The following is a 24,632-nucleotide window of genomic DNA, read 5'->3' as shown; positions in this document are numbered from 1 at the left end:
CGTAGCGGACGAACAGTGCGTTAACGGACCGGCAAACACGGCCGAACCCGTTCTGATCCAGGCTTTCCCAGGATTAGCATTGCCGGCGAATGTAAATCTGCCGATCCCAGGAGCGACCTGTCGTGCCCACCCCCCGCCCGGTGCTGGCCGCTGTCGCATTGGTTGTGGTGAGCGCGGCAGTGGGGGCCACGGTCTGGCGGCCCTGGGAGGATTCCGCCGACGCGACCGGCCGCCCGTCCGGGATCAGCGTGTCCCGCAGCCAATGCGGACAGGGATGGACCGACGCCAAGACCGGTCGGCAGACGCTCGTCGTCCACAACACCGGCGACGCGGCCGCCGAGGTCGACCTGGTCGAGGTCAGCAGCAACAAGGTGTACGGCGAGGTTGAGGGTCTAGGTCCGAACACGAGTGCGTCGATGGACGTGCAACTCGGCGCCGGGCAGTACGCGATCCGCTGCCTGATCGAGGACACCGACACGATCACCGGTCCGACGGTCACGCTGACGGGTGACGGGCAGGGCGGTGCTGCCGTCGTACCTGTCACCAAGAACGACCTGCTGCCGTTGGTGAAGAAGTACCAAGCCGGGGTCGCCCGCGGCGTCGCGGACCTGGTGATCAAGACGGACAAGCTGCGCGCCGACGTGGATGCCGGCAACCTGGACGTGGCCCGCATCGACTGGCTGTCCGCGCACCTGGCGTACAACTCGCTCGGCGCGGCCTACGACGCGTTCGGAGACTTCGCGGACAAGATCGATGGACCCTCCAACGGATTTCACGCGCTGGAGAAGGGCCTGTGGCACAAGGCTTCTGATCTGAAACCGATCGTGGATCAGCTGGCGGCCGATGTCCACGGCCTGCAGAAGGATCTGCCCAACGAGCAGGTGGATCCGAACGATCTCGGACTGCGCGCCCACGAGATCATGGAGAACGCGCTCCAGTTCGAGCTGACCGGCGAGAACGATCAGGGCAGCGGTACGTCGCTGAACACCGCGCTGGCGAACTTGAACGGTACGGCGAACGTCCTGGCCATCCTGAACCCGGTGCTCAAGCCGCGCTACGCCGACCTGCCCGAGGTACAGCAGTGGGAGAACCGCGTGCGCACCTTGCTGACTGCGCACCTGAACACACCCGTCGATCAGTTGGACCGGACGACGCGGGAACAGCTGAACGGTGCGGTGGGGGAGTTGCTGGAGACGCTCGCTCCGGTCGCCGCGATCTGTGAAGTCCGGAGGGGCTCATGAGCGACGTCGGCCGCCGGTCCTTCCTCCGCGGTGCCCTCGCCGGTGCCGGTGTTGCGGCAGCGACCGGGCTGACGGTATCTGCCGACGCGGCGACGCCGACGCCGACCGTGCCCTTTCACGGCGTACATCAGGCCGGCATCGTCACCGATCAGCAGAAGCAGGCGATCTTCGCCTCGTTCGACGTGATCGCCGCGAACCAGAGCGAGCTGACCGACCTCTTCAAGACGCTGACCGACCGGGCGCGGCTGCTCACCACGGGCGGGGCGCTGCCGCCGTTGGGTATCACGGCCCCGCCGGCCGATTCCGGCGTACTCGGACCGGACATGCCGGGCGACGACCTCACCGTCACCGTCGGAGTCGGAGCGTCCTTGTTTGACGACCGCTACGGCCTCAAGGATCGCAAGCCCGCGAAGCTCACAGCGATGAAGGAGTTCCCGAACGACAGTCTGGACGACAGCCTGTGTCACGGGGATCTGAGCCTGCAGCTGTGCGCGTCGGAGACCGACACGGTGCTGCACGCATTGCGCGACCTCGCTCGCCACACCCGGGGCGCGATGCAGCTGCGCTGGCGGGTCGACGGCTTCCAGAGTCAGCCAAGGCCTGCCGGTGCGCCGCGCAACCTGATGGGCTTCAAGGACGGCATCGTCAAGCCGGCGTCGGCCGACCACGACAAGCTCGTGTGGGTGGGCAAGGGCAACGGCGAGCCGGCCTGGACCGAGGGCGGCAGCTATCAGGTGCTGCGCCAGATCCGGATGCTGGTCGAGTTCTGGGACCGGGTGTCGGTCGGTGAGCAGGAGAACATGTTCGGCCGGCGCCGGGACTCCGGTGCGCCGCTGGACGGCAGCAGCGAGACCGACCTCCCGAACTACCCGGCCGATCCGACCGGCGGGGCGATTCCGCTGACCAGCCATATCCGCAAGGCGAATCCACGCACCGCGGACACCGCGGCCAGCCAGCTCCTGCGCCGCGGCTACAACTACGACAAGGGCACCGACGCGGTCGGTGACCTGGACATGGGGCTGCTGTTCTGCGCTTACCAGCAGGACATCGCCCGGCAGTTCGAGGCCGTGCAGATCAGGCTGGCCGACGAGCCTCTCGTCGACTACATCCGGCCGGTCGGCGGCGGCTATTTCTTCGTGCTTCCCGGTGTTCGGGACGGCAACGACCACTTCGCGCGGTCGTTGCTCGGATGAGTTACTCAGGAGGAGAAGGCATGCGCGCAAGACTTCCTGTCGCTGCCACAGCCGTTGCGGCGGCGACGGGCTTGTTGCTGGCCGCCTGTGGCGCCCCCGGCGCTGCACAGCAGGTGACCAACGCCGGTGCGGCATTCACGGCGGCCGACGCCGCTTCGTACCACCCGGCGCGAACGACCACGCCGATCCAGCACGTGGTGGTGATCTTCGGCGAGAACATCTCGTTCGACCACTACTTCGGGACGTACCCGAACGCGACCAACGCGGACGGTACGCCGTTCACGGCGGCCCGGCACACGCCCAAGGTGAACGGTCTGTCCAAGAAGCTGCTGACGGACAACCCGAACGCCTACAACCCGAAGCGGCTGGCGCCGTCGCAGGCGCTGACCTGCGACCAGAACCACGGCTACGGGCCGGAGCAGAAGGCCGTCAACGGCGGCAAGATGGACAAGTTCGTCGAGAACACCGAGACCGACAAGTGCACCGGCCAACCGGTGCTGTTCGGCGAGCCGGGCCTGGTGATGGACTACTACGACGGCAACACCGTCACCGGGCTGTGGAACTACGCCCAGCACTACGCGATGAGCGACAACTCGTTCGACACGGTCTACGGCCCGTCGACCCCGGGCGCGTTGAACCTGATCTCCGGGCAGACCCACGGTGGCCAGGCGGTCGACCCGAAGACGGGCACGCCGACGACCGACGCGTACGCCGTACAGTCGCCGGACGCCAACGGGATCGGGACCATCACCAACGACCCCGACCCGTACTACGACGACTGCTCCAACAACAACGGCAAGTCGACGAACAACCTGGCCGTGATGCACGGGCAGAACGTCGGCGACCTGCTCAACCAGCGCAATGTCACCTGGGGCTGGTTCCAGGGCGGCTTCAAGCCGACCGGCACCGCCAACGGCAAGGCCGTCTGCGGCGCGTCACACCCGAACGTCGGCGGCATCGCGGCAAACGACTACAGCCCGCACCACGAGCCGTTCGAGTACTACAAGTCGACGGCGAACCCGAAGCACCTGCCGCCTTCGTCCGTTGCGGCCATCGGCCATACAGACCAGGCCAACCACCAGTACGACACGTCGGACTTCGACGCGGCGCTGGCGGCCAACAACCTGCCGGCGGTCAGCTTCCTGAAGGCGGGCGAGTACCAGGACGGCCACGCCGGGTACTCCGATCCGCTGGACGAGCAGGCGTTCATCGTCAAGGAGCTCAACCAGCTGCAGAAGTCGAAGGAGTGGTCGTCGACTGCGGTTGTCCTGGCGTACGACGACTCCGACGGCTGGTACGACCACGTGAAGTCCCCGACGGTGAACGGCTCTAAGGACGCGGCGCTCGACCAGTCGGCAACGTGCGGCAAGGCCCCAGTGTCCGGCGGGTACGCCGACCGCTGCGGTTACGGCCCGCGGCTGCCGCTGCTGGTGGTGTCGCCGTACGCGAAGAACAACTACGTCGACCACTCGCTGACCGACCAGACCTCGGTGCTGAAGTTCATCGAGGACAACTGGCGGACCGGCCGGATCGGCGACCACTCGTTCGACCAGCGGGCCGGCAGTCTGACCGGCATGTTCGACTTCTGGCGGCCGAGCAAGCAGAAGCTGATTCTGGACCCGAAGACCGGGGCCGTCGTCCGCTGATTTCTCAGGAGGAGGGCGCGCTCTGATCGGTGAGGAAATCGTCGATCAGGGCGTTGACCTCTTTCGGGGACTCGAGCGCCGCCAGGTGGGCGGATTGCTCGAGTACGACGAACCTCGCGCCCGGGATGGAGTCCGCCATCTCCTCGGTCTCCGCGACCGGGAACGTGGCGTCCTCCGCGCCGGCCACCACCAGCACCGGCGTCCGGATCTTGCCGAGGAGCGCGCGCTGATCGGGACGCCGCGGTACCACGCTGACGACGGCGTGCCGCCCGGATTTGATGTCCACCTTGCGTGCGAGCTCGTTGACCGTGGCAACGACCTCGGGCTTCTCGCGTTTCGCGGTCGGGCCGAGGAAGGCGTCGCGCACCGGCCCGGTGAGCGGCCCGCGCATCCCGCCGAGGAGCTGGGCCGCGCGGATCAGGACGCCGTACTCGACCTTCTGCCGTCGTCCGGCCGGTGACGCGGTGGCGTTCATCAGTACGGCGATGCCGATCCGGTCCGGATGCAGTGCCGCGAAGGTGCCGCCGATCATCCCGCCCCAGCTGTTGCCGATCAGGTGGACCTTCTCGACCTGCAGGTCGTCGATGATCGCCAGGATCACCTCGGCGCACTGCTCGAACGTGAACGGCCCGGTCAGCGGATCGCTGCCGCCGTGCCCGGGCGGATCGACCAGGATCACCTGGAAGCGGTCCGCGAAATGCGCGGCCTGGGCGGACCACAGCGTGCCGTCCATCAGCAGGCTCGGCCAGAACAGCATCGCGGGCCCCGACCCGTCGACGCGCAAGCGGATCCGGCCCAGCACGGTCTCGACGTAGCGATCCTGCATGTCTGAAAAGGTACCGGTCAGGACGCCGGAATCGCGGCCGCCAGGCGCGTCGTGAGCTCGCGGATGCGGTCGATCAGCTCCGGCGGCGACTGGATCTCCAGCGGATAGCCGAGCAGACCGAGGTGCAGCGCCAGCTCGTCGAGCGAGTTCGCCCCCGTCTCGACCAGCGTCGTCGTCGCGTCGACGGACGTCACCGTGGCGACGGTCGGCCCGAACTTGTCCGCGACCTGCTCGACCGGGGCATGGACGAGCAGTCGTGTCTGGTAGCGGTAGCCGCCGTACGCGACACCGCGGTTCGTGGCCTTGAGGTCAGGTACCTCGCGAGGGGTGAACCGCGGGCCGGTCGGGATGCGCGGTTCGACCCGGTCGACGCGGAACGTCCGCCAGTCGTCGCGGTCGAGATCCCACGCGACCAGGTACCACCGTCGCCCGGTGTGCACGAGCCGGTGGGGCTCGGTCGTCCGCGTGGTCGCCGTACCGTCGTGGTTGCGGTAGTCGAAGCGCAGCCGTTGATGGTCCCGGCACGCAGCCGCGACCGCTAGCAGTACGTCGGGTTGCACCGATGGCCCGCCCGAGGGCGTCACCGTGATCTGTTGGAGGAGCTCGATGCGATGGCGTAGTCGCGACGGGAGGACCTGTTCGAGCTTCGTCAGCGCGCGGACCGAGGATTCCTCGGTGCCCGCCACGGTTCCGTTCGCCGCGGCGCGCAGTCCGATGGCGACCGCGATCGCTTCCTCGTCATCGAGCAGCAGCGGGGGGAGTGCGGCGCCGGCGCCGAGGCGGTAGCCGGCGACACCGGGGATCGCGTCGACGGGGTAGCCGAGGTTGCGGAGCTTGTCGACGTCCCGCCGTACGGTCCGAACCCCGATGCCGAGCTCGTCGGCCAGGGCGGTGCCGCTCCACTCCTTGGGTTGCTGCAACAAGGAGAGGAGCTTCAGCAGCCGTGCCGAGGTCTCGATCATGTTCTTCATTCTGACAGCTTCTTAGGACTGAAGGTGTCCTAGGTGGGTGACAGAGTTGTGGACATGATCAAGCCGTTCAGCATCGACATCCCGCAGAGCACGCTCGACGAACTCGCCGCCAAGCTGGCGAGCACCCGGCTTCCCGCACCGCTTCCCGGCGACGACTGGAACACCGGCGTACCGGTCGCCTGGCTTTCGTCGCTGGTCGACTACTGGCGTACGTCGTACGACTGGCGCGCCGCCGAGAAGGAGCTGAACTCGTACCCGCAGTTCACCACCGAGATCGAGGGACAGCGGATCCACTTCATCCACGTCCGGTCGGCGGAGCCGGACGCGCTGCCGCTGATGCTCACGCACGGCTGGCCGGGATCGATCGTCGAGTTCCTCGACCTGATCGGGCCGCTGACCGATCCGGTCGCTCATGGTGGGCAGGCTTCGGACGCGTTCCATGTGGTGATCCCGGCGCTGCCCGGGTTCGGGTTCTCCGGGCCGACCGCGGACGATGACTGGACGTTCCCGCGGATCGGGCGCGTGTGGGCGGCGCTGATGAGCGAGCTCGGTTACGAGCGGTACGGCGTACAGGGTGGCGACCTGGGTGGGTCGGTGTCACCCGAGGTCGGGCGGGCCGCCCCGGAGCACGTGGTCGGCGTCCACACGAACGGCGGGACGAACCTGCCGCCATTGCAGATGTCCGACGAAGAACTGCAGACGCTGACGCCGCTGGAGCAGGACAAGATGGCGCGGATCGCGCAGTTCATGAAGGACGAGTTCGGCTACATCTCGATCCAGTCGACCCGGCCGCAGACGTTGGGCTACGGCCTGGTCGACTCGCCGGTCGCGCAACTCGCCTGGATCATGGACAAGTTCAAGGCCTGGACGTACCCGGGCGGGACCTTGCCGGAGGCAATCATCAGCAAGGACCGGTTGCTGACGAACGTGATGATGTACTGGCTGACCGGGACCGGCGGGTCGGCGGCCTACATCGGGTACGCGCAGCCGCGCGACTGGACGCCGCGGCCGAACTCGGGTGTGCCGACCGCTGTCCTCGCGATGGCGCACGACGTCGCGATCCGCAAGTACTGCGAGACCTCGAACAACATCACCCGCTGGACCGAGGTCGACCACGGCGGCCACTTCGCAGCCCTCGAAGCCCCCGACCTCCTGGTGAGCGACGTCCGAGAGTTCTTCCACGACCTCCGCGGATAGCACCGCTCCCGGCCGGCTTCCCGGACGCCCACCCACCCGGCCGCAGCGGATTCTCAGCTGATTCATTGGTAGGCCCGATGGAGTTCTCAGTCTGGCGAGCTCTACTCGAAGGCAGAGGGAACTTGCCGAGGAGGGCGACACCAGATGAACGAGAGCGCTGGACCGGGACCGCACAACGGCGGGCAGTCGCCACAAAGCGGGCAGCAGTACGGCGGGCAGTCGCCGCAGAGCGGGCAGCAGGGCGGCGGGCAGCAGTACGGTCAGCCGTACGGACCGCAGCAGCCGTATCCGCAGTACCAGCAGGTGCCGCAGTACGGGGCGCCGCAGTACGGGCCGCCGAACGGGCCGCAGTTCGGGGCGCCGTACCCGTTCGGTCCTCCGCCGCAGCCGCCGAAGAAGCGCGGGCGGCGACTGCTGGGCGCCGGTGCACTCGGGCTGGCCGCGGTGCTCGTCGCCGGATCGGTTGCCTGGGGCATCGACCAGCGGGCCGGCGGGAACAGCTCGCAGCTGTCGCAGCAGGCGTTCGACCCGGCCGCGGTGGCAGCCAAGGTGTCGCCGGGTCTGGTCGACGTGAACACCGTCCTCGGGTACGAGAACGCACGAGCGGCCGGCACCGGGATCGTGCTCACCTCCGACGGCGAGATCCTCACCAATCACCACGTGATCGAGGGCGCGACGTCGATCAGCGTGACGGACGTCGGGAACGGGAAGACGTACAGCGCGAGCGTCGTCGGGTACGACGAGGAGCACGACATCGCCGTACTGAAGCTGAAGGACGCGTCCGGGCTGGAGACCGCCAAGACCGGGAACTCCGACCAGGTGAAGCTCGGCGACCAGGTCGTCGGGGTCGGGAACGCGGGCGGCGATGGCGGTGAGCCGAGCTACGCGGCCGGGAAGGTGACCGGGCTGAACCAGTCGATCACCGCGACCGACGAGAACGGGCAGGACCCGGAGAACCTGGAAGACCTGATCCAGACCGATGCGAACATCCAGGCCGGCGACTCCGGCGGCCCGCTGGTGAACACGAACGGCGAGGTGGTGGGCGTCGACGTGGCCGGCAACGGCGGCAACAACGGCGGCCAGGGCCGTCCGGGCCAGACCTCGGCGTCGACCGCGCAGGCGGCCACTGCCACGCTGGCCGCCTGGGGCGACGGCAACAACACCGGCACCGGAAACGGCAGCGGCTACGGCGACGGAAACGGCTCGGGCGACGGATCCGGCAACGGTTACGGGAACGGGTCGGGCGACGGCTCCGGGAACGGTTACGGGGACGGCTCGGGTGATGGGTCCGGGAACGGTTCTGGTGACGGGTCGGGGCAGGGGTCGGGGACGACGACTGAGGGGTACGCGATCCCGATCAACCAGGCGCTCGACATCGCCGAGCAGATCCAGGACGGGAAGGCGTCGGCCGACGTACACATCGGGGACTCGGCGATGCTCGGGGTCTCGGTCGTGACCAGCACCGGTACCAGCGGAGCGGTCGTCGGCGACGTGGTCGCGGACGGTCACGCGGACGAGGCCGGCCTCGAGGCCGGTGACGTGATCACCTCCTTCGCCGGGCACGCCGTCGCTTCACCGGACACACTCTCCGAGCTGCTCAACAACCAGCACCCGGGCGACAAGGTCGAGGTCGGCTGGACCGACCAGTCCGGTCAAACCCACAAGGCAACCATCGAACTCATCACAGGCCCGGTCCGCTGAACCCAGCGCCACCCCCCGCTGCCGGCGGACCGCCCAGATCGGGCCCGACGCTCCCCCTCCCCCTCGGAGCGCCGGGCCCGATCTCTCTTTGCCTCCGAGTCAGGAGGTGAAGCTGGTCGGGTGGGCGGGGGACCAGCCGAGCGAACGCGCGTAGGCGTTGGACGCCCCCCGAGCCCACGGCGTACGTACAGCGTTCGTCTCGATGGGTACGTCGAGGGAGATGCCGACGGATTGGGCGAAGGCTGGGGCCCAGGTTGTGGCGGGGGTGGGGGTGTTGTCGACGACGTTTACGGGGCCGGTGGGCCAGGTGAGGGCGGCTGCTGCGGCTGTGGTGGCGTCGTCGATGTGGAGGAAGCTGGTGATGTCGGGGCCGGTGGGGAGGTTGCCGGTGGTGGCGAGGTCGGCCATCAGGGCGCCCTTGGTGTACCAGGTGTCGGGGCCGTAGAGCATGCCGTAGCGGAGCAGGACCCACTCGGGTGCTTCGGCGGTGATCGCCTCCAGAGTGGCGACCGCCTCGACGGTGGCGCGGCGGGTGGCGTCCGGGGCGTGCAGGTCGAGCGGGGTGGATTCGACCGCGGGCGTCGAGCCGGGCTCGTACGCCCACGCGATGCTCTGCGACACAACTCGCCGTACGCCGGCCGCCAGGGCTGCGTCGACCAGGTTGCGCGTGCCTTCGCGGCGGATCCGGCTGTTCGCGGCGAAGTCCCGCGACGCCAGATCGGTCAGCTGATGCATCACCACATCCGGCCGAGCCCCCGCAACCACCTCCCGCAACCGCGCACCGTCGTACACATCCCCAACAACAGTCGTCACCCCACCGCCCACCGTCCCGCCCGATCCGCGGGTGAGGGCTGTTACTTGGTGGCCCTCGGTCAGGAGAAGGGGCACGAGGCGGCGGCCGATCGCGCCGGTGGCGCCGGCGATGAAGATCCTCATGGGGGCCACCGTAGGCAACTGGGTGCCGCTCGCGCTGGGCCAATTGGTGAGCGGTTTCCCGGTCCACTTCCACCAGGGGTGAACAAGCGTTTACGATGCCTGGGTAAACAACTGTTCACCCCCGTGTGAGGACTTCGCTTGACCGTCCGTCCTGCTGCCCGTCCACGTCTCGTCCTAGCAGCGCTGGCGTTCTGCGGCGTACTGGTGTCGATCAGCCAAACCATCGTCGTACCGCTGCTCCCCGAGCTCCCCGCGATCACCCACAGCCCGGCGTCCGACGTGAGCTGGCTGATCACCGTCACGCTGCTCACCGGTGCGGTCTTCACGCCGCTGCTCGGCCGCGCCGGCGACATGTACGGCAAGCGCCGTGTGCTCCTGATCGCCCTGTCGTCGATGGTCGTCGGCTCCCTGCTCTGCGCGAGCAGTTCCGACCTGACCGTGCTGATCGTCGGTCGCGCCTTCCAGGGTGCCGCGGTCGCGGTCGTGCCGCTCGGGATCAGCATCCTGCGCGACGAACTGCCGCCGCGCCGGGTGATCCCGTCGATCGCCATCATGAGCTCGACCCTGGGCATCGGCGCCGCGTTCGGCATCCCGGCCGCGACGCTCGTCGTCGAGTACGCGAACTGGCACACGATGTTCTGGATCAACCTCGGGCTCGGCGTGCTCGACATCGTCCTGGTGCTGCTGATCGTGCCGGAGTCCGCGATCCGCACCAGCGGCCGCTTCGACGTCCTCGGGGCCCTCGGACTGAGCGCGTTCCTGGTCTGCCTGCTGCTGGCGGTCTCCAAGAGCAGTGCGTGGAGTACGACGACGATCGTCGTCCTGTCCGCCGTCGCGGTCTTGCTGGTCCCGCTCTGGGGTTGGTACGAGTTGCGTACGAAGAGCCCGCTCGTCGACCTCCGCGTCTCCGCGCGCCCAGCCGTCCTCTTCACGAACCTCGGCGCCCTGCTGATCGGATTCGCCTTCTACGCCAACTCACTGTCGACGGCGCAGCTGGTCCAGGAGCCGACCTGGACCGGATACGGCCTCGGCAAATCCATCGTGGTCAGCGGCCTGTGCCTGCTCCCCGGCGGGGTTGCGATGGTGCTGCTCTCGCCGGTGTCGGCCCGGATCTCCGGCGCACGCGGCCCGCGGTTCACGCTCGCGATCGCGTCGGTCCTGATGGCTGCCGGGTACGTCGTACGCCTCTTCACCAGCAGCAACGTCGCCGGGATCGTGATCGGGGCCACTGTCGTCAGTGCCGGAACCGCCGTTGCGTACTCGGCGCTTCCGGCCCTCATCATGCATGCTGTGCCGGTGACCGAAACGGCCGCCGCGAACGGCCTCAACACGCTGATGCGCACGATCGGGCAGGCGATCTGCAGCACGATCGTCGCGAGCGTGCTCGCCGGCGTCACGATCTCGTCGGGCGGCCGGGTCGCGCCCGCGCTGTCGGCGTACCTGATCGTGTTCGTGATCGCGGGCATCTCGGCCCTGGTCGCTGCAGGTCTGGTCATGTTCATCCCGGCGCGGCGGCCGGAGCCGGTGCCGGTCGAGGTGGCTACGAGGTGACGACGCGGTGACCGATCCGGGGCGGACCACGATCCTCCGCGCGGCGCGCAAGGCGTTCGCGCGGGAGTCGTACGACGCGGTCACGCTGCGCGGGGTCGCTGCGGACGCCGGTGTCAGCGCCGCCCTGATCGTCAAGTACTTCGGCGGCAAGGAAGCGCTGTTCGAGCGGGTCGCCGACTTCACCGAGGCGGCCCAGTTGCTGCTCGCCGCACCGAACGAACGGCTCGGCGAGCATGCCGTCCGCACGCTCGTCGAGTACCGCCGGGAGAACGATCAGGACCTGCTCGTCCGGGTCGTGTTCGCGGCCGGCAAGGCCGACGAGCGGGCGCAGATCCGCGAGCATTTCCGCGATCAGGTCACCCGCGCCTTCGCCGCCCGGCTGACCGGACCGGACGCCGAGCTCCGGGCGGGCCTGATCACCGCGCAACTGCTCGGCCTCGGCGCCGCGATCGCGATCGACAAGACCGGCCCGATCGCCACCGCGGACCTGGAGACCGTCGCCGGGCTCTACGCCCCGGCGATCCAGCAACTCATCCACTGATTGAACGCCCGTCCTAGAATGTGGACAATGCGCTTGGCGCTGAGTGTGACGCCACTAACATGGAGCATCCAGGCCGAGAGGCGCTGCAACGGACCCAGGTCCGCCACGCTCGACCTGGAGCACTGATGCAAGGGCGCCTCCGGAGATTTCTTCTGGAGGGGTTGGCAGATGAGTGAAGCCGCACTGCGGGACCTGCTGGATCAGCGGATCGCGGTCCTCGACGGTGCCTGGGGCACGATGCTGCAGGGCGCCAAGCTGCAGACCGCCGACTTTCAGGGCGATCGCTTCGGGGGCCACACGCACGACGTGACCGGCGACCCGGACGTGCTGAACCTGACCCGGCCGGACGTGATCCTCGACGTCCACCGGCAGTACCTGGCGGCCGGCGCGGACATCACCACCACGAACACGTTCACCGCGACGAGCATCGGCCAGGCCGACTACGGCCTGCAGGAGTACGTCCGCGAGATGAACGTCGCCGGCGCGCGACTCGCCCGTCAGGCGGCCGACGAGTTCGGCGGCCGGTTCGTCGCCGGTTCGATCGGCCCGCTGAACGTCACCCTGTCGCTGAGCCCGCGCGTCGAGGACCCGTCGTACCGCGCGGTGTCCTTCCAGCAGGTGAAGGACGCGTACGCCGAGCAGATCGCGGCGCTCGCCGAGGGCGGCGTCGACCTGCTGCTGATCGAGACGATCTTCGACACCCTGAACGCCAAGGCGGCCGTCGCCGCGGCCCGCGAGGTCGCGCCGGAGCTGCCGCTGTGGATCTCGGTGACGATCGTCGACCTGAGCGGCCGGACGCTGTCGGGGCAGACCGTCGAGGCGTTCTGGAGCTCGGTCGAGCACGCCAAGCCGCTCGTCGTCGGCGTGAACTGTTCGCTCGGCGCCGCCGAGATGCGACCGCATGTCGTGGACCTCGCCCGGTTCGCGGACACGTACGTCGCCTCGCACCCGAACGCCGGCCTCCCGAACGCTTTCGGCGGGTACGACGAGACGCCCGACGAGACCGCCGGCATGCTGGAGGAGTTCGCGCAGTCCGGTCTCGTGAACATCGTCGGCGGCTGTTGCGGTACGACGCCCGCTCACATCAAGCAGATCGCTGCCGCCGTACAGCCGCTGCAGCCGCGCACCGTCGTACCGTCCGATCACACCACCCGGTTCTCCGGGCTCGAGCCGTTCAAGATCGGCAAGGACACCGGGTTCGTGATGATCGGCGAGCGGACCAACGTCACCGGGTCGGCGAAGTTCCGCCGGCTGATCGAGGGCGACAACCACCAGGCCGCGGTCGATGTGGCGCTGGAGCAGGTGCGCGGGGGCGCGAACCTGCTGGACGTGAACATGGACGCCGACCTGCTCGACAGCGAGCAGGCGATGACCACCTTCCTGAACCTGATCGCGACCGAGCCCGAGGTGGCCCGGATCCCGATCATGGTCGACAGCTCGAAGTGGACCGTGCTCGAGGCCGGCCTGAAATGCGTGCAGGGCAAGGGCGTGGTCAACTCGATCAGCCTCAAGGAGGGCGAGGAGGAGTTCCTCGACCGGGCCCGCCGGATCATGAGCTACGGCGCCGGCGCGGTCGTGATGGCCTTCGACGAGCAGGGCCAGGCCGACACGGTCGAGCGCAAGGTCTCGATCTGCGGCCGGGCCTACGACTTGCTGACCGGGATCGGTTTCCCGGCCGAGGACATCATCTTCGACCCGAACGTGCTGGCGGTCGCGACCGGCATGTCCGAGCACAACGGCTACGCCAACAACTTCATCGAGGCCCTGCCGCTGATCAAGCAGCGCTGCCCGGGCGTCCACATCAGCGGCGGCATCTCGAACCTGTCCTTCTCGTTCCGCGGCAACGACATCGTCCGCGAGGCGATGCACTCCGCGTTCCTGTACCACGCCGGCAAGGTCGGCCTGGACATGGGAATCGTGAACGCGGGTCAGCTCGCGGTCTACGAGGACATCCCGAAGGACCTGCTGGAGCTGGTCGAGGACGTCATCTTCAACCGCCGCGACGACTCCACCGACCGCCTGGTCGCGTTCGCCGAGAACGTGAAGGGCAAGGGCAAGCAGCGCGAGGTGGACCTGACCTGGCGTGAGGGCTCGGTCGAGCAGCGGCTGTCGCACGCGCTCGTGCACGGCATCGTCGACTTCATCGAGGACGACACCGAGGAAGCCCGGCAGAAGCTGCCCCGGCCGCTGGAAGTGATCGAAGGCCCGTTGATGGACGGCATGAAGGTCGTCGGCGATCTGTTCGGCGCCGGCAAGATGTTCCTTCCACAGGTGGTGAAGAGCGCCCGCGTGATGAAGCGCTCGGTCGCCTACCTGGAGCCGTTCATGGAGGCGGAGAAGGAGCAGGCCCGGCTCGAGGGCCGCGCCGAGGCCGTCCGTGGTCAGGGCAAGGTCGTGCTTGCGACCGTGAAGGGCGACGTCCACGACATCGGCAAGAACATCGTCGGCGTGGTGCTCGGCTGCAACAACTACGAGGTGATCGACCTCGGCGTGATGGTGCCGGCGGCAAGGATCCTCGACACCGCGGTGGCCGAGGGTGCGGACGCGGTCGGCCTGTCCGGGCTGATCACGCCGTCACTGGACGAGATGGTGTCGGTGGCCGACGAGATGCAGCGGCGCGGGCTGAAGCTCCCGTTGCTGATCGGCGGCGCGACGACCTCCAAGCAGCACACCGCCGTCCGGATCGCACCGGCGTACGAGAACACCACTGTGCACGTGCTGGACGCGTCGCGGGTCGTCGGCGTGGTGTCCGATCTGCTCGACTCCGATCGCGCCGTGGAGCTTGCCAAGAGCAACAGTATTGAGCAGGAGCGGTTGCGCGAGCAGCACGCGAACAAGCAGCGGGCGCCGATGCTGACGCTGGCCGAGGCGCGGGCGAACAAGGAGCAGGTCGAGTACGGCGAGCTGCCGGTGCCGGAGTTCACCGGCCTGCGGTATGTGTCGCCGTCCATCGAGACGCTGCGCGAGATGGTCGACTGGCAGTTCCTGTTCCTGGCTTGGGAATTGAAGGGCAAGTACCCGGCGATCCTGGACCAGCCGGTCGCGCGCGAGCTGTTCGACGACGCGAACACGTTGCTGGACGAGATCATCGCGAACGGTTCCTTCACCGCTGACGGTGTGTACGGGTTCTGGCCGGCGCACAGTGACGGCGACGACATCGTCCTGGACGGGCTGGACCAGTCGTTCCCGATGCTGCGGCAGCAGACCGCGAAGCCTGCCGGGCGGGACAACCGCTGCCTCGCCGACTACATCGCGCCGTCCGGTGACCACCTCGGCGGATTCGGGGTCGCGATCCACGGTGCGGAGGCACTGGCGAAGTCGTACGAGGAACGCAACGACGACTACCGGGCGATCATGGTGAAGGCGCTGGCCGACCGGCTCGCGGAGGCGTTCGCGGAGTGGATCCACCTGGAAGCGCGGCGGGCGTGGTTCGAGCCCGACGTACAGCCGGTGCTGGAGGACCTGCACGCGGAGCGGTTCCGCGGCATCCGGCCGGCCCTCGGGTACCCGGCGAGCCCGGACCACAGCGAGAAGCAGGAACTGTTCGAGCTGCTCGCGGCGGACAAGATCGGCCTCGGGCTGACCGAGTCGTACGCGATGACGCCGGCCGCGGCGGTCAGCGGTCTGATCTTCGCGCACCCGGCAGCGCGCTACTTCAGCGTCGGCCGTCTCGGGCGTGACCAGATCGAGGACTACGCCGTACGGCGGAATCTCCCGGTCGCTGAGGTCGAACGCTGGCTCCGTCCGAACCTGGCGTACGACCCGGAGTAACCGGGGCCAGCGCCGGATCGCGGGTCATCGCCGACAGCCGCGCATCGAGCGGCTCTGCGGCGACGGCCCGTACGGCGCGGGCGGCGGCCGAGTCCGGAGTACCGCTGCCTGGGTTGCCCTGCTCGACCGCGGTCAGGAAGTCGCGGCGCAGGGTCTCGACGAGCTGGTAGCGGGACACGTCCGACCGGACCCCGTTCACCGCCCCCGCGCTGTCGATCACCGCGTCCCAGCGGCGATCCGGTGGTAGCTGGATCAGCTCGTCGGAGATCACCGAGTAGTCTGCCGGTGTCGCCTCCCGACCTTGCTGTCGTGCGATCTCGGCGATCACGTCGCGCACCGCAGAGGCGTTCGGTTCCGTGCCGGCGTACGCGAAGGACGGCGACGGTACGTCGTCGTGAAGCATGAGCTGTGCCGAGTCGGACTCCTGCCACACGGCGGCCAGCCGCTTCGGGGTCGTCCACACATCACCCAGTCCGTCGTCGAACGCGACCTCGGGATACGCCTGCGGATCGGTCAGATCAGGCAGCGGACCGGTCATCCGGACCACCTGGGACGTCATGGATCCGGTCGCGTCGACGAGCGCCGACCACCGGTCCTGCGCCGCAGTTGGGGACTCATCGCGCGGGGCAGTCGCAGCCTGCCGGGCGTAGGCCTCGCCGATCGTGTCGGCATGGTGCTCCGGCAGGATCAGGTAGGGCTGCGGTGAGTGCAACCGGCTCACTGCGGTGTCCCTGCCCGGCGTGATCCCCACGGCGACCGTCCCGTTCCAGCGGACGTCGCGATCGGCGATCGGGCCGACGGCATCGACCACCGACCACGCCCACGAGTGTTCGTCCGAACCCAGATCTGCAGCCATTGTTCTGTCCCTCCAGGAGCGCCGGACGCAATCAGCGTAGGGGCGCGGCGGGTTCACTTACGCTGGCGGGATGACTGTGCGACCCGCTGTTGCTGAGGATGCCGATGCGGTGGCCGCGATCTGGTACGCCGGTTGGCAGGACGGCCATCTGGGACATGTGCCGGACGAACTGGTCGCGATCCGGACCAAGGAGTCGTTCTGGACCCGCGCCGCGCAACGGGTCGCGGACACCACGGTGGTCGTCGTCGATGACGAGATCGCCGGCTTCGTCATGGTGGTCGGCGCCGAGGTCGAGCAGGTGTACGTCGCAACCAACCACAGGGGATCAGGCGTCGCCAGGACGCTGCTCACCGAAGCCGAGCGGCAGGTGAAGGCCGGCGGTCACCAGGAAGCCTGGCTCGCCGTCGCGACCGGCAACGCGCGAGCCCGCCGGTTCTACGAACGCAGCGGCTGGACGGACGGCGGCGCCTTCGACTATCCGGCGTCGGTCGAACGCGGAACGTTGCCGATCCCGTGCCATCGCTACCTCAAGCAGGTCTAGCCAACGCAGGATTCCCCTCAAGTTGCGGCTTTCGGCAGGTACATCGGCGGCGGATGGAGTTAGCGTGCCTTTCGCAAGCATTCCTGTTCTTGGAGAGGTCACCATGGCATTCCGTTCCTGGCGCCGGCCGTCCCGCCGCATGGTTCTGACCAGCGTCGCCGCGGTCGCGATGACATCGGTCGTCGGCGGGGTCGCGTACTCGGCCGGCGCCGCGACGCAGCAGCCGGCGATCCAGACGTCGACACCGCACAGCGAGAACCAGGTCACCAACATCGACGTACTGCGTCAGCAGTTGCGCAACTACTACGGCGACCCGCTCGGCTCCGGCAACTTCGCGGCGGACAGCAACTACGCGAAGGAAGCCCAGAAGGCCGCCACCGCGGGGACCCGCTGGATCTCGCTGCCGCACCACACCAACAAGACCAAGGCGATCCTGCTCGATGTCGACGACACCGCGCTGGCCACCTGGAACTACGAGATCGCCAGCAACTGGGCGTACACCCCGGCCACCAATGCGGAGTACGTGCTGAACCAGAAGTTCCCGGCCGTTCCCGGCATGGTCGACATGGTGAAGGCCGCCGAGCGTGAGGGATACGCGATCTTCTTCCTGACCGGCCGCGGCGCCGCGCAGGAGCAGGCGACGCTGGGCAACCTCACCGCGGACGGGGTCGGCGTTGACGCCGGGTACCCGAAGCCGACCGCGCTGAGCAACGGCGAGGACGGCCTGTTCACGAAGCCGGCCGTCGCCGACTACCCGGACTACCTCAAGAAGGCGTGCGCGAACGACCCGAACGGCTCGTGTACGACGATCCACTACAAGTCGGCCACCCGCGCGCACATCGAGTCGCTCGGCTACGACATCGTCGCGAACTTCGGCGACCAGTTCTCCGACCTCAAGGGCGGATTCGCCGATCGCACCTTCAAGCTCCCGAACCCGAACTACTACCTGCCCTGATCCCTGGGTAAAGCGCCGTACAGCAAGGTGCGGAGGGCATCGGTCAGCGCCGGCTCGAACTCCATCCGGATCGCGCTGAGCGCCGGGTCGGTCTCGTAGGCGGCGAGGATCGCGGGCACCGGATGGGAGTGGGTCCAGATCGTGCCGGCGAGCAGGCTGGCCGCGGCGATGAACCGGCCTGCTCCCTCCGGGCCGAGCTCCGGCAGTACGCCGACGACCACAGCGATCATCTGTTCGTACGAGACCAGGGCGGCGCGCTTGAACGTGAGCGCCGTTTCGGTCGTGATGTTCCGCTCCAGCACCGCCGCCTGCGTACTGATCAGGTCGCAGAGCACCGGGCGCTTCGCCAGCGTGCCGACGATCGCCGCAACGAGCAGCTCGGCCCGCTCGTCGGTCGCCTCGGCCTCGGGTGCCTTGTGCGGCAGAGCGGTCGCCAAGTCCTGCACCCAGGCTGACAGCTCGCTGCTCGACAGTTCGAGCAGGACGGCCTCGCGGGAGTCGAAGTAGTTCAGCACGTTCGACTTCGCCAGGCCGACGCGACGACTCAGCTCGTTCAGGCTGACGTCCGCGACCGGCATCTCGGTCAGCATCTCGGCCGCGGTCGCGAGGATCGCCCGCCGCCGCTCGGCCCGCTGCTCCGGCCTGCGCGCACGCTGGAAAGTCATGGTCACAGTCTACAGACCAGCGGTCTGTTGTTATCGGACCACCGGTCTGATAATGTCGCCAATAACAGACCACCAGTCTTTTATGGAGTGTGGAACATGTACGACGTCCCCGACCAGACCGGCAAGCTCGCCGTCGTCACCGGCGCCAACAGCGGGACCGGCAAGGAGGCCGCCAAGCGGCTCGCAGCCGCGGGCGCGCGGGTCGTGCTGGCGGTCCGGACCCCCGCCAAGGGCGAGGCGGCGAAGGCCGAGATCCTCGCCGCGCACCCTGGCGCCCAGCTCGAGGTACGGCGGATCGACCTCGCCGACCTCGCCTCTGTCCAGGAGTTCGCCGAGCAGTTGACCGCCGACGAGCCGCACCTCGACCTGCTGGTGAACAACGCCGGCGTGATGAACCCGCCGGACCGCAACGTCACCAAGGACGGCTTCGAGCTGCAGTTCGGCTCGAACTATCTCGGCCCGTTCGCGCTCACCGTCCGGCTGCTGCCGCTGATCCTGGCCGCTCCGGCGCCGCGGGTCGCCACGATGGCCAGCGGCGCGGCGAACTTCGGCCGGATCCACTTCGACGACCTGCAGTGGGAGCGCCGCTACCGGTCGACGGCGGCGTACTCGCAGTCGAAGCTCGCCGACCTGATGCTGAGCAACCACCTTGCCCGGCTGTCGACCGAGCACGGCTGGGGACTGCTCAGCGTCGCGGCGCATCCCGGCTACACGAACACCAACCTGCAAACGACCGGCGCGAGCCTCGGCCGCGACCGCATGCCGCTGGCGACGCGACTGCTGTACCGCCTCGCCCCGCTTCCTTCGCAGGGCGTCGAGACCGGCACTGAACCGCTGTTGTTCGCCGCCGCCGACCCCGCAGCCGAGCACGGTGCGTACTACGGCCCGTCCGGACGGTTCGGCCTCGTCGGCCCCACCGCCTTGGCCAAGCCGCCCAAGGCCGCCCTCGATGCTGAGACCAGCTCCCGGCTGTGGACGGTCTCCGAAGGACTGACGGGCGTCTCGCTGCCGTCTATCCTGCGCAAGTGAGCGAGTGGTCGAGTGGGGGAATCTACGAGTCGTACGTAGGCCGCTGGAGCCGCCTCGTCGCGCCGGAGTTCATCGGCTGGCTGCAGCTGCCGGGCGGACTGCGCTGGCTCGACGTCGGCTGCGGTACGGGCGCGTTGACCAGCACGATCCTTGGTGCGGCGGATCCGGTGTCCGTGCTCGGTGTCGACCCGTCGGAGGGCTTCATCGGCTATGCACGACAGGCTGTCAAAGATCCGCGGGCCGGCTTCGAGGTCCGGTCCGCGGCCGAGCTCCCGGACGGCCCGTACGACGTGGTCGTCGCCGGGCTGGTGCTCAACTTCATCCCCGAGCGGGTCGAGGCGCTGCGCCGGATGCGCGAGATCGGGACGACGGTCGCGGTCTACGTCTGGGACTACGCCGGCGGCATGCAGCTGATGCGGTACTTCTTCGACGCGATGGCCGACGTACGCCCGCAGGACCGCGACCACGACGAGGGTCGCCGATTCCCTTTCTGTACGCCGGAAGGCCTCGAGGGGCTGTTCCGCGAGGCTGGGTTCGGCGAGGTGCGGACGCGCGAGATCGTCGTACCGACGGAGTTCGCGTCGTTCGACGACTACTGGCAACCGTTCCTCGGCGGGCAGGGCGTGGCGCCGGCGTACCTCCGCAGCCTGGATCCGGCGGACCAGGAGACGCTGCGCGACGCCGTACGCGCACGCCTACCGATCGCGGCAGACGGCTCGATCACCCTCACAGCACGGGCCTGGGCGGCTGTCGGCTGAGTAGTCATGTCAAGAATTCGCGTTCGACTCCGTCGTACCTGTGAGAGGAGAGCGCCGATGAAGTTTTTACTGATTCTGCAGGGTGACGGTGAGGCACGCCTGCAGCGCGACGAGTTCGAGCGAGTCGCCCACGACGCCGGTGAACTGGTCGGCGGCGAGCTGCTCGCGGACGCCCAACTGTCCGTCCGGCTCCCCGACCGCGAGCCGACCAAGATCGACGGCTACTACGTGATCGACGTGGAGAACCGAGACCGCGCCGTCGAACTCGCCCGCCTCCTACCAGACGCACGAGCCGCTGGCCGGTCGGTGGAAATCCGAGCAGTCATGCACCCCGCGGCGGTCGATTTCTAGACGACCTTGAACCAGAGGCTGGTGGCTAGTGGGGTTTCGGTGACGCTTATCCGCTCCAGCGGGACGGTTCGGCCGTTGGGGTGGGCGAACAGGCGGGTGCCGTCGCCCAGCATGACCGGGGCGTAGAAGAGGAGCACCTCGTCCAGTTCGCCGGCCTCGATGCACTGTTTGGCGATGTTCGCGCCGATCACGTTCACGTACTTGTCGCCGGCCGCCTCCTTGGCCTGGGCGAGGGCCTTCGCGAAGTCGTCGACGTACGTGACCCCGGCCTCCGGGTCGGGCGGTGGGCGGTGCGTGACGACGTACGCCGGTCCGCTCCAGCCGCCGCCGAACGCCTCGCCCTCTCCGGCCTCGCCCTTGTGCGGGTCGTCGCCGTCGTGCGACCGGCGGCCGATCAGCAGCGACCCGATCCGGGGGAGCAGGTCGTCGACCTCCGGGTTCGGGCCGAGATACGGGCGCATCCATTGCATGTCGCCGTCCGGGCCGGTGATGAAGCCGTCCACCGACAGCGTCACCGAGTACAGCACCTTCGCCATGGTCGTTCCTCCTCGTGCGGTTGGTGTTGAGACGAACGAACCCGGGGAAACTCATCGGCGGCTGCCCCGGTGCTTGCTACCGGTGGCTGCCTGGATACTCTTCCGGCAATTCAGCTTTTCGCATGACGGAGCGAGGTGCGGTACGGCGATGCCGGTACACGACGACGCGCACCGGCCGCTGCGTGCCGACGAGCCGGCCACCATCGACCTCGAACGGGCCTCGCAGGCCCGGGTGTACGACCTGCTGCTCGGCGGCAAGAACAACTTCGAGGTCGACCGGCAGTTCGTCCAGGAACTGCTGAAGATCGCGCCCGAGATCTCCGAACTGACCCGGCAGAACCGCCGCTGGATGGCCGACGCGATCGGCCGGATGATCACCGAGGGCCGGATCGACCAGTTCCTCGACCTCGGCGCCGGGCTCCCCACCGCGCAGAACACCCACGACATCGCGCTGCGGGCCAACCCGGCCGCGACCGTCGTGTACGTCGACAACGACCTGACGGCGATCTCTCACGGCCAGGCACTGCTCGCCGACGACCAGCGCAGCTTCTTCGCCGGCGCGGACCTCAACGACCCGGCTGCCGTTCTCGCTCATCCGTCCGTGACCGGGGTGCTCGACCTGACCCACCCGGTCGGGATCCTGCTCGGCCTGGTCCTGCACTCAACGCCGGACCCGGTGCCGGTGGTCGCGGACTACCTGGCCGCCGTACCGTCCGGCTCTTATCTGGCGCTCACGCATCCACTCAACCCGCGGGACGGCGGCCGGCTGGCCGACTTCGCGACCGCCATCGAGGAGAAGCTGCAGGAACCGTTCCCGCACATGCGGTTCCGGACCCGGGACGAGATCGCGGAGCTCGTCGCGGGGCTCGAGCTGGTCGAGCCCGGGCTCGTCGACCTGACGTCGTGGTGGCCGGAAGACGAGCAGACGCTCAACCGGTCCGGTCCCGGCCAGCTCCTCCTGGTCGCCCTCGCCCGCAAACCGTAGGAATTCACTGGTGTCCGGCGACCAGCCGGACCATGATGGGTCGCATGTCTGCTCAGGCTGCTGCCGCTTACTGATCGTCACCGCGCCCCGATGACTCCTGGCGCGTCCGATCAAGCCCGTCCCGAGGACGGGCCCCGTAGCGTGCAGTCCTTCAGCCTTGGAGCCAGCTCAACCATGACTTCTCAGTCCTGGGTCGAGGTCGCGTGTGACGAGTCGGGGTTCTCCGGAACCAACCTGCTCGACCCCGCCTCACCCGTCATCACCCATGCCAGCGTCGATCTCGCCGTACCCGCGGCCGCCGACGTGATCGACGTACTGCGAGCCCGTCTGCGCCGGCGGACGGAGTACAAGTCCAACCAGTTGCTGCGGCCGGAGCAGCGGCCCGCGCTCGAGTGGCTGCTCACGACACTCCGCGGGCATGCGCACGTCCTGTCCATCGACAAGACCGCGTACGTCGCCGCGCGGGTGTTCGAGCTGTTCACCGAGGAACCGTCGTACGGCGCCGGCACCAGCCTCGGCACGGACCACGCGGAGGCGGCCGCGGCGCTGCGGAACCGGACCGGGTTCCTGGCGGCGTTCGTGGACCTGGCCCGGACGAAGCGCGTGCGGTTGATGGATCACGACGCAGTGGATCGGTTCTTCGCGACGATGCCGGCCGACGTACCTGCGTTGCGCGCGGTGACGCGGCCTCGGGTCGAGGAGGTGATGCAGCGGCTGATCGACGAGGATCCGGAGCTGCCACCGCCGTTGGAGCCGCTGGTGCCGGCGCTCGCCGAGACGTTGCTGTACTGGAGCGCCGGCGGTCGTTCGGTCGCCGTGGTGCACGACGAGCAGAGTGCGTTGACGCCGGGCCGGGTGGCGCGACTAGGCGCGTTCCTCGCTTCTCGCGTGGAGCCGGCGCCCTTGCAGTCGTTCGTGCAGGTCGACTCCAAGCACGATCCGCGGGTGCAGGTCGCCGATTTCCTGGCCGGGATCGCGCGCCGTCGTACGCCGGACCTGGTGGAACTGCTGGAGCCCTACACCTGTGCGGCGACGAACTCGTCCCAGGTGTGAGTGCCGATGTCGGCGCCGGTGAGGGTGAGGTTGCCGCCCGCGCGGTACACCTTGCCCGCCTTGCCGGGAACACGGATCGGCAGGGACAGCCGGTGCTTGCCGGTGGCCCGTAGGTAGTCGCGGGCCAGCTCCGACAGGCTGTAGACCTCAGGTCCGACCAGGTCGGGGACGAGGCCCTGCGGTTCACCGAGCGCGAGTTCGGCGAGCCGTTCGGCCACGTCCCGGCCGTCGACGGGCTGGAACCGGACGCCGCCGGGCATCGGTACGACGGGGAGCTTCGCCATCGCCCGCACCGTGTTCCAGGTGAAGTCGTGGAGCTGGGCGACCCGCAGTACCGTCCAGGGCACCGACGACCCGCGGACGGCCTGCTCGGCGCCGAGCTTCGACTTGAAGTAGGTCAGTGACAGCTGGTCGACCGCGGTCACCGAGATGTGCACCAGGTGGCTGATCTTCGCCTGCTCGGCCGCCTTGACCAGGTTGCGGGTGCCGACTTCGTCACCCTTCGGGCCGCCGGCCAGGTGCACGATCACGTCGACGCCGTCCACGGCCCGGTCCAGTCCCTCGCCGTTCAGGAGGTCGACGGCCAGGTACTCGATGCCGTCGCCGCGATCGCCCGCGTGCCGGCTGAGGACACGGACCTTGCTGCCGGCTGCCTGGAGCAGCGGGACCACCTGACGGCCGATCGTTCCCGTACCGCCTGTCACCAGGATCGTGCTCATCGAAGTTTCTCCGTTCTCGTTGTCGTCTCTGCAGCGCTGACGGAGCCCGCCGGCGCAGTGTGACCCGATGTGAGCTGGAATACATTCAGGCAAAATGTCGAGGGCCTGTCGGTGCCTCCGACGTCCGGGGTGCACGGGCGCAGTACGGCGTACCGGCACGACACAGGAGGTTCTGTCATGAAGTACGTGGTCCTGATCCACTCCCACATGCAGCCGTGGGGTCACCCGACGATCGACTTCACCGAGGTCGGCCGTGCGATCCCGGCGGACGAGCGGGCCGCGATGGGCAAGGAGTTCGACGAGCTGCTCGCCGAGCTGTCCGCGTCCGGCGAACTGGTCAGCGGCCTGGCGTTGGACGCACCATCAACCGCCCGGACCTACCGCTGGGAGGGCAAGCGCCCGGTCAGCACCGACGGGCCGTACGCCGAGTCCAAGGAGCAGCTCGCCGGGTTCTTCGTCCTCGACTGCGCCACCCGCGCCCGCGCCGAGGAGCTCGCCGCCAAGTTCGCCGGCCCCGGCGACGTCATCGAGCTCCGCCCGGAAATGGAGTTCTGAGGGCGATTCCGGACAGTAATGAGCGAGTGTGACCGAACCGGGGATCCGGAGTGAC

At 68.5% G+C, this 24,632-nt stretch carries 23 protein-coding genes and 1 riboswitch; of the genes, 16 read left to right on the top strand and 7 right to left on the bottom strand.

The window, feature by feature from the left end; genetic code table 11:
- Positions 1 to 122: 122 nt before the first annotated feature.
- The 3 genes from OHB24_RS04035 to OHB24_RS04025 are packed head-to-tail and all read left to right on the top strand — an operon-like array spanning position 123 to position 4,080.
- Complete coding sequence (locus OHB24_RS04035) at positions 123 to 1,241, top strand: EfeM/EfeO family lipoprotein (protein ID WP_327637578.1); 1,119 nt, start codon at positions 123 to 125, stop codon at positions 1,239 to 1,241.
- Positions 1,238 to 2,434: an iron uptake transporter deferrochelatase/peroxidase subunit gene (gene efeB, locus OHB24_RS04030; RefSeq protein WP_327637577.1), complete on the top strand. Its 1,197-nt coding sequence runs from the start codon at positions 1,238 to 1,240 to the stop codon at positions 2,432 to 2,434. Before OHB24_RS04035 ends, efeB begins: the two co-directional genes overlap by 4 nt.
- A 20-nt stretch (positions 2,435 to 2,454) precedes the next feature.
- The gene (locus OHB24_RS04025) at positions 2,455 to 4,080 is read left to right on the top strand and encodes a phospholipase C (protein WP_327637576.1); all 1,626 of its coding nucleotides are present in this window, start codon (positions 2,455 to 2,457) and stop codon (positions 4,078 to 4,080) included.
- 4 nt (positions 4,081 to 4,084) lie between these two features.
- Here OHB24_RS04025 and OHB24_RS04020 read toward each other — a convergent pair whose 3' ends face one another.
- A complete protein-coding gene (locus tag OHB24_RS04020) occupies positions 4,085 to 4,906 on the bottom strand; it encodes an alpha/beta fold hydrolase (protein WP_327637575.1) in 822 nt (273 codons plus the stop codon).
- A 17-nt stretch (positions 4,907 to 4,923) separates the two neighbouring features.
- The gene (locus tag OHB24_RS04015; protein ID WP_327641011.1) at positions 4,924 to 5,868 is read right to left on the bottom strand and encodes a helix-turn-helix transcriptional regulator; all 945 of its coding nucleotides are present in this window, start codon (positions 5,866 to 5,868) and stop codon (positions 4,924 to 4,926) included.
- A 42-nt stretch (positions 5,869 to 5,910) separates the two neighbouring features.
- Here OHB24_RS04015 and OHB24_RS04010 point away from each other — a divergent pair, with 42 nt between their 5' ends.
- Together OHB24_RS04010 and OHB24_RS04005 are read left to right on the top strand one after the other, a co-directional pair.
- Positions 5,911 to 7,074, top strand: coding sequence for an epoxide hydrolase family protein (locus OHB24_RS04010; protein ID WP_327637574.1), 1,164 nt, complete (start codon positions 5,911 to 5,913; stop codon positions 7,072 to 7,074).
- Between the two features lie 144 nt (positions 7,075 to 7,218).
- Positions 7,219 to 8,775 carry a S1C family serine protease gene (locus OHB24_RS04005; protein WP_327637573.1) on the top strand — a complete coding sequence of 519 codons (1,557 nt, stop codon included), beginning with the start codon at positions 7,219 to 7,221 and terminating at the stop codon, positions 8,773 to 8,775.
- Between the two features lie 99 nt (positions 8,776 to 8,874).
- On the opposite strand, the gene OHB24_RS04000 is transcribed toward OHB24_RS04005, so the two are convergent.
- Positions 8,875 to 9,711 (bottom strand): NAD-dependent epimerase/dehydratase family protein, encoded by an 837-nt coding sequence (locus tag OHB24_RS04000; protein WP_327637572.1) that lies wholly within the window; start codon positions 9,709 to 9,711, stop codon positions 8,875 to 8,877.
- 138 nt (positions 9,712 to 9,849) lie between these two features.
- Between OHB24_RS04000 and OHB24_RS03995 the strand changes: the two genes are divergently transcribed.
- The 3 genes from OHB24_RS03995 (at position 9,850) to metH (ending at position 15,574) form a co-directional block, all read left to right on the top strand.
- Positions 9,850 to 11,262, top strand: a complete 1,413-nt coding sequence (locus tag OHB24_RS03995; protein WP_327637571.1) for an MFS transporter — start codon at positions 9,850 to 9,852, stop codon at positions 11,260 to 11,262.
- 7 nt (positions 11,263 to 11,269) lie between these two features.
- Positions 11,270 to 11,803 (top strand): TetR/AcrR family transcriptional regulator, encoded by a 534-nt coding sequence (locus OHB24_RS03990; protein ID WP_130384359.1) that lies wholly within the window; start codon positions 11,270 to 11,272, stop codon positions 11,801 to 11,803.
- 69 nt (positions 11,804 to 11,872) lie between these two features.
- A riboswitch (S-adenosyl-L-homocysteine riboswitch) is annotated at positions 11,873 to 11,949 on the top strand.
- A 22-nt stretch (positions 11,950 to 11,971) separates the two neighbouring features.
- Positions 11,972 to 15,574 (top strand): methionine synthase, encoded by a 3,603-nt coding sequence (gene metH / locus OHB24_RS03985; protein WP_327637570.1) that lies wholly within the window; start codon positions 11,972 to 11,974, stop codon positions 15,572 to 15,574.
- Here the strand turns inward: metH and OHB24_RS03980 are convergent.
- Complete coding sequence (locus OHB24_RS03980; RefSeq protein ID WP_327637569.1) at positions 15,459 to 16,430, bottom strand: hypothetical protein; 972 nt, start codon at positions 16,428 to 16,430, stop codon at positions 15,459 to 15,461. The genes metH and OHB24_RS03980 overlap by 116 nt on opposite strands.
- A 70-nt stretch (positions 16,431 to 16,500) precedes the next feature.
- On the opposite strand from OHB24_RS03980, the gene OHB24_RS03975 reads away from it, so the two are divergent.
- Both OHB24_RS03975 and OHB24_RS03970 read left to right on the top strand, forming a co-directional pair.
- Positions 16,501 to 16,971: a GNAT family N-acetyltransferase gene (locus tag OHB24_RS03975; RefSeq protein WP_327637568.1), complete on the top strand. Its 471-nt coding sequence runs from the start codon at positions 16,501 to 16,503 to the stop codon at positions 16,969 to 16,971.
- Positions 16,972 to 17,074: 103 nt separating this feature from the next.
- A complete protein-coding gene (locus OHB24_RS03970) occupies positions 17,075 to 17,926 on the top strand; it encodes an HAD family acid phosphatase (protein WP_327637567.1) in 852 nt (283 codons plus the stop codon).
- On the opposite strand, the gene OHB24_RS03965 is transcribed toward OHB24_RS03970, so the two are convergent.
- Positions 17,914 to 18,591: a TetR/AcrR family transcriptional regulator gene (locus OHB24_RS03965; protein ID WP_327637566.1), complete on the bottom strand. Its 678-nt coding sequence runs from the start codon at positions 18,589 to 18,591 to the stop codon at positions 17,914 to 17,916. The genes OHB24_RS03970 and OHB24_RS03965 overlap by 13 nt on opposite strands.
- Positions 18,592 to 18,687: 96 nt before the next feature.
- Here OHB24_RS03965 and OHB24_RS03960 point away from each other — a divergent pair, with 96 nt between their 5' ends.
- The 3 genes from OHB24_RS03960 to OHB24_RS03950 are packed head-to-tail and all read left to right on the top strand — an operon-like array spanning position 18,688 to position 20,729.
- Positions 18,688 to 19,620, top strand: coding sequence for an SDR family oxidoreductase (locus tag OHB24_RS03960; protein WP_327637565.1), 933 nt, complete (start codon positions 18,688 to 18,690; stop codon positions 19,618 to 19,620).
- Complete coding sequence (locus OHB24_RS03955; RefSeq protein ID WP_327637564.1) at positions 19,617 to 20,378, top strand: class I SAM-dependent methyltransferase; 762 nt, start codon at positions 19,617 to 19,619, stop codon at positions 20,376 to 20,378. The genes OHB24_RS03960 and OHB24_RS03955 overlap by 4 nt, the downstream gene beginning before the upstream one ends.
- 57 nt (positions 20,379 to 20,435) lie before the next feature.
- On the top strand, positions 20,436 to 20,729 hold the full coding sequence (locus OHB24_RS03950) for a YciI family protein (RefSeq protein ID WP_130384350.1): 294 nt from the start codon (positions 20,436 to 20,438) through the stop codon (positions 20,727 to 20,729).
- Here the strand turns inward: OHB24_RS03950 and OHB24_RS03945 are convergent.
- Complete coding sequence (locus OHB24_RS03945; RefSeq protein ID WP_327637563.1) at positions 20,726 to 21,265, bottom strand: dihydrofolate reductase family protein; 540 nt, start codon at positions 21,263 to 21,265, stop codon at positions 20,726 to 20,728. The two genes, OHB24_RS03950 and OHB24_RS03945, sit on opposite strands and share 4 nt — an antisense overlap.
- A gap of 148 nt (positions 21,266 to 21,413) precedes the next feature.
- Here OHB24_RS03945 and OHB24_RS03940 point away from each other — a divergent pair, with 148 nt between their 5' ends.
- A complete protein-coding gene (locus tag OHB24_RS03940; protein WP_327637562.1) occupies positions 21,414 to 22,250 on the top strand; it encodes an SAM-dependent methyltransferase in 837 nt (278 codons plus the stop codon).
- A 174-nt stretch (positions 22,251 to 22,424) separates the two neighbouring features.
- Complete coding sequence (locus tag OHB24_RS03935) at positions 22,425 to 23,303, top strand: DUF3800 domain-containing protein (RefSeq protein WP_327637561.1); 879 nt, start codon at positions 22,425 to 22,427, stop codon at positions 23,301 to 23,303.
- Here OHB24_RS03935 and OHB24_RS03930 read toward each other — a convergent pair.
- Positions 23,267 to 24,022 carry an SDR family oxidoreductase gene (locus tag OHB24_RS03930; protein WP_327637560.1) on the bottom strand — a complete coding sequence of 252 codons (756 nt, stop codon included), beginning with the start codon at positions 24,020 to 24,022 and terminating at the stop codon, positions 23,267 to 23,269. The two genes, OHB24_RS03935 and OHB24_RS03930, sit on opposite strands and share 37 nt — an antisense overlap.
- A 177-nt stretch (positions 24,023 to 24,199) precedes the next feature.
- Between OHB24_RS03930 and OHB24_RS03925 the strand changes: the two genes are divergently transcribed.
- On the top strand, positions 24,200 to 24,577 hold the full coding sequence (locus OHB24_RS03925) for a YciI family protein (RefSeq protein ID WP_327637559.1): 378 nt from the start codon (positions 24,200 to 24,202) through the stop codon (positions 24,575 to 24,577).
- Positions 24,578 to 24,632 lie beyond the last annotated feature (55 nt).

It is taken from the genome of Kribbella sp. NBC_00482 (genome assembly GCF_036013725.1).
Lineage (GTDB): Bacteria > Actinomycetota > Actinomycetes > Propionibacteriales > Kribbellaceae > Kribbella.
Note: the sequence above shows the minus strand (reverse complement) of the source record. Positions and strands in the feature narration are given on the sequence as shown.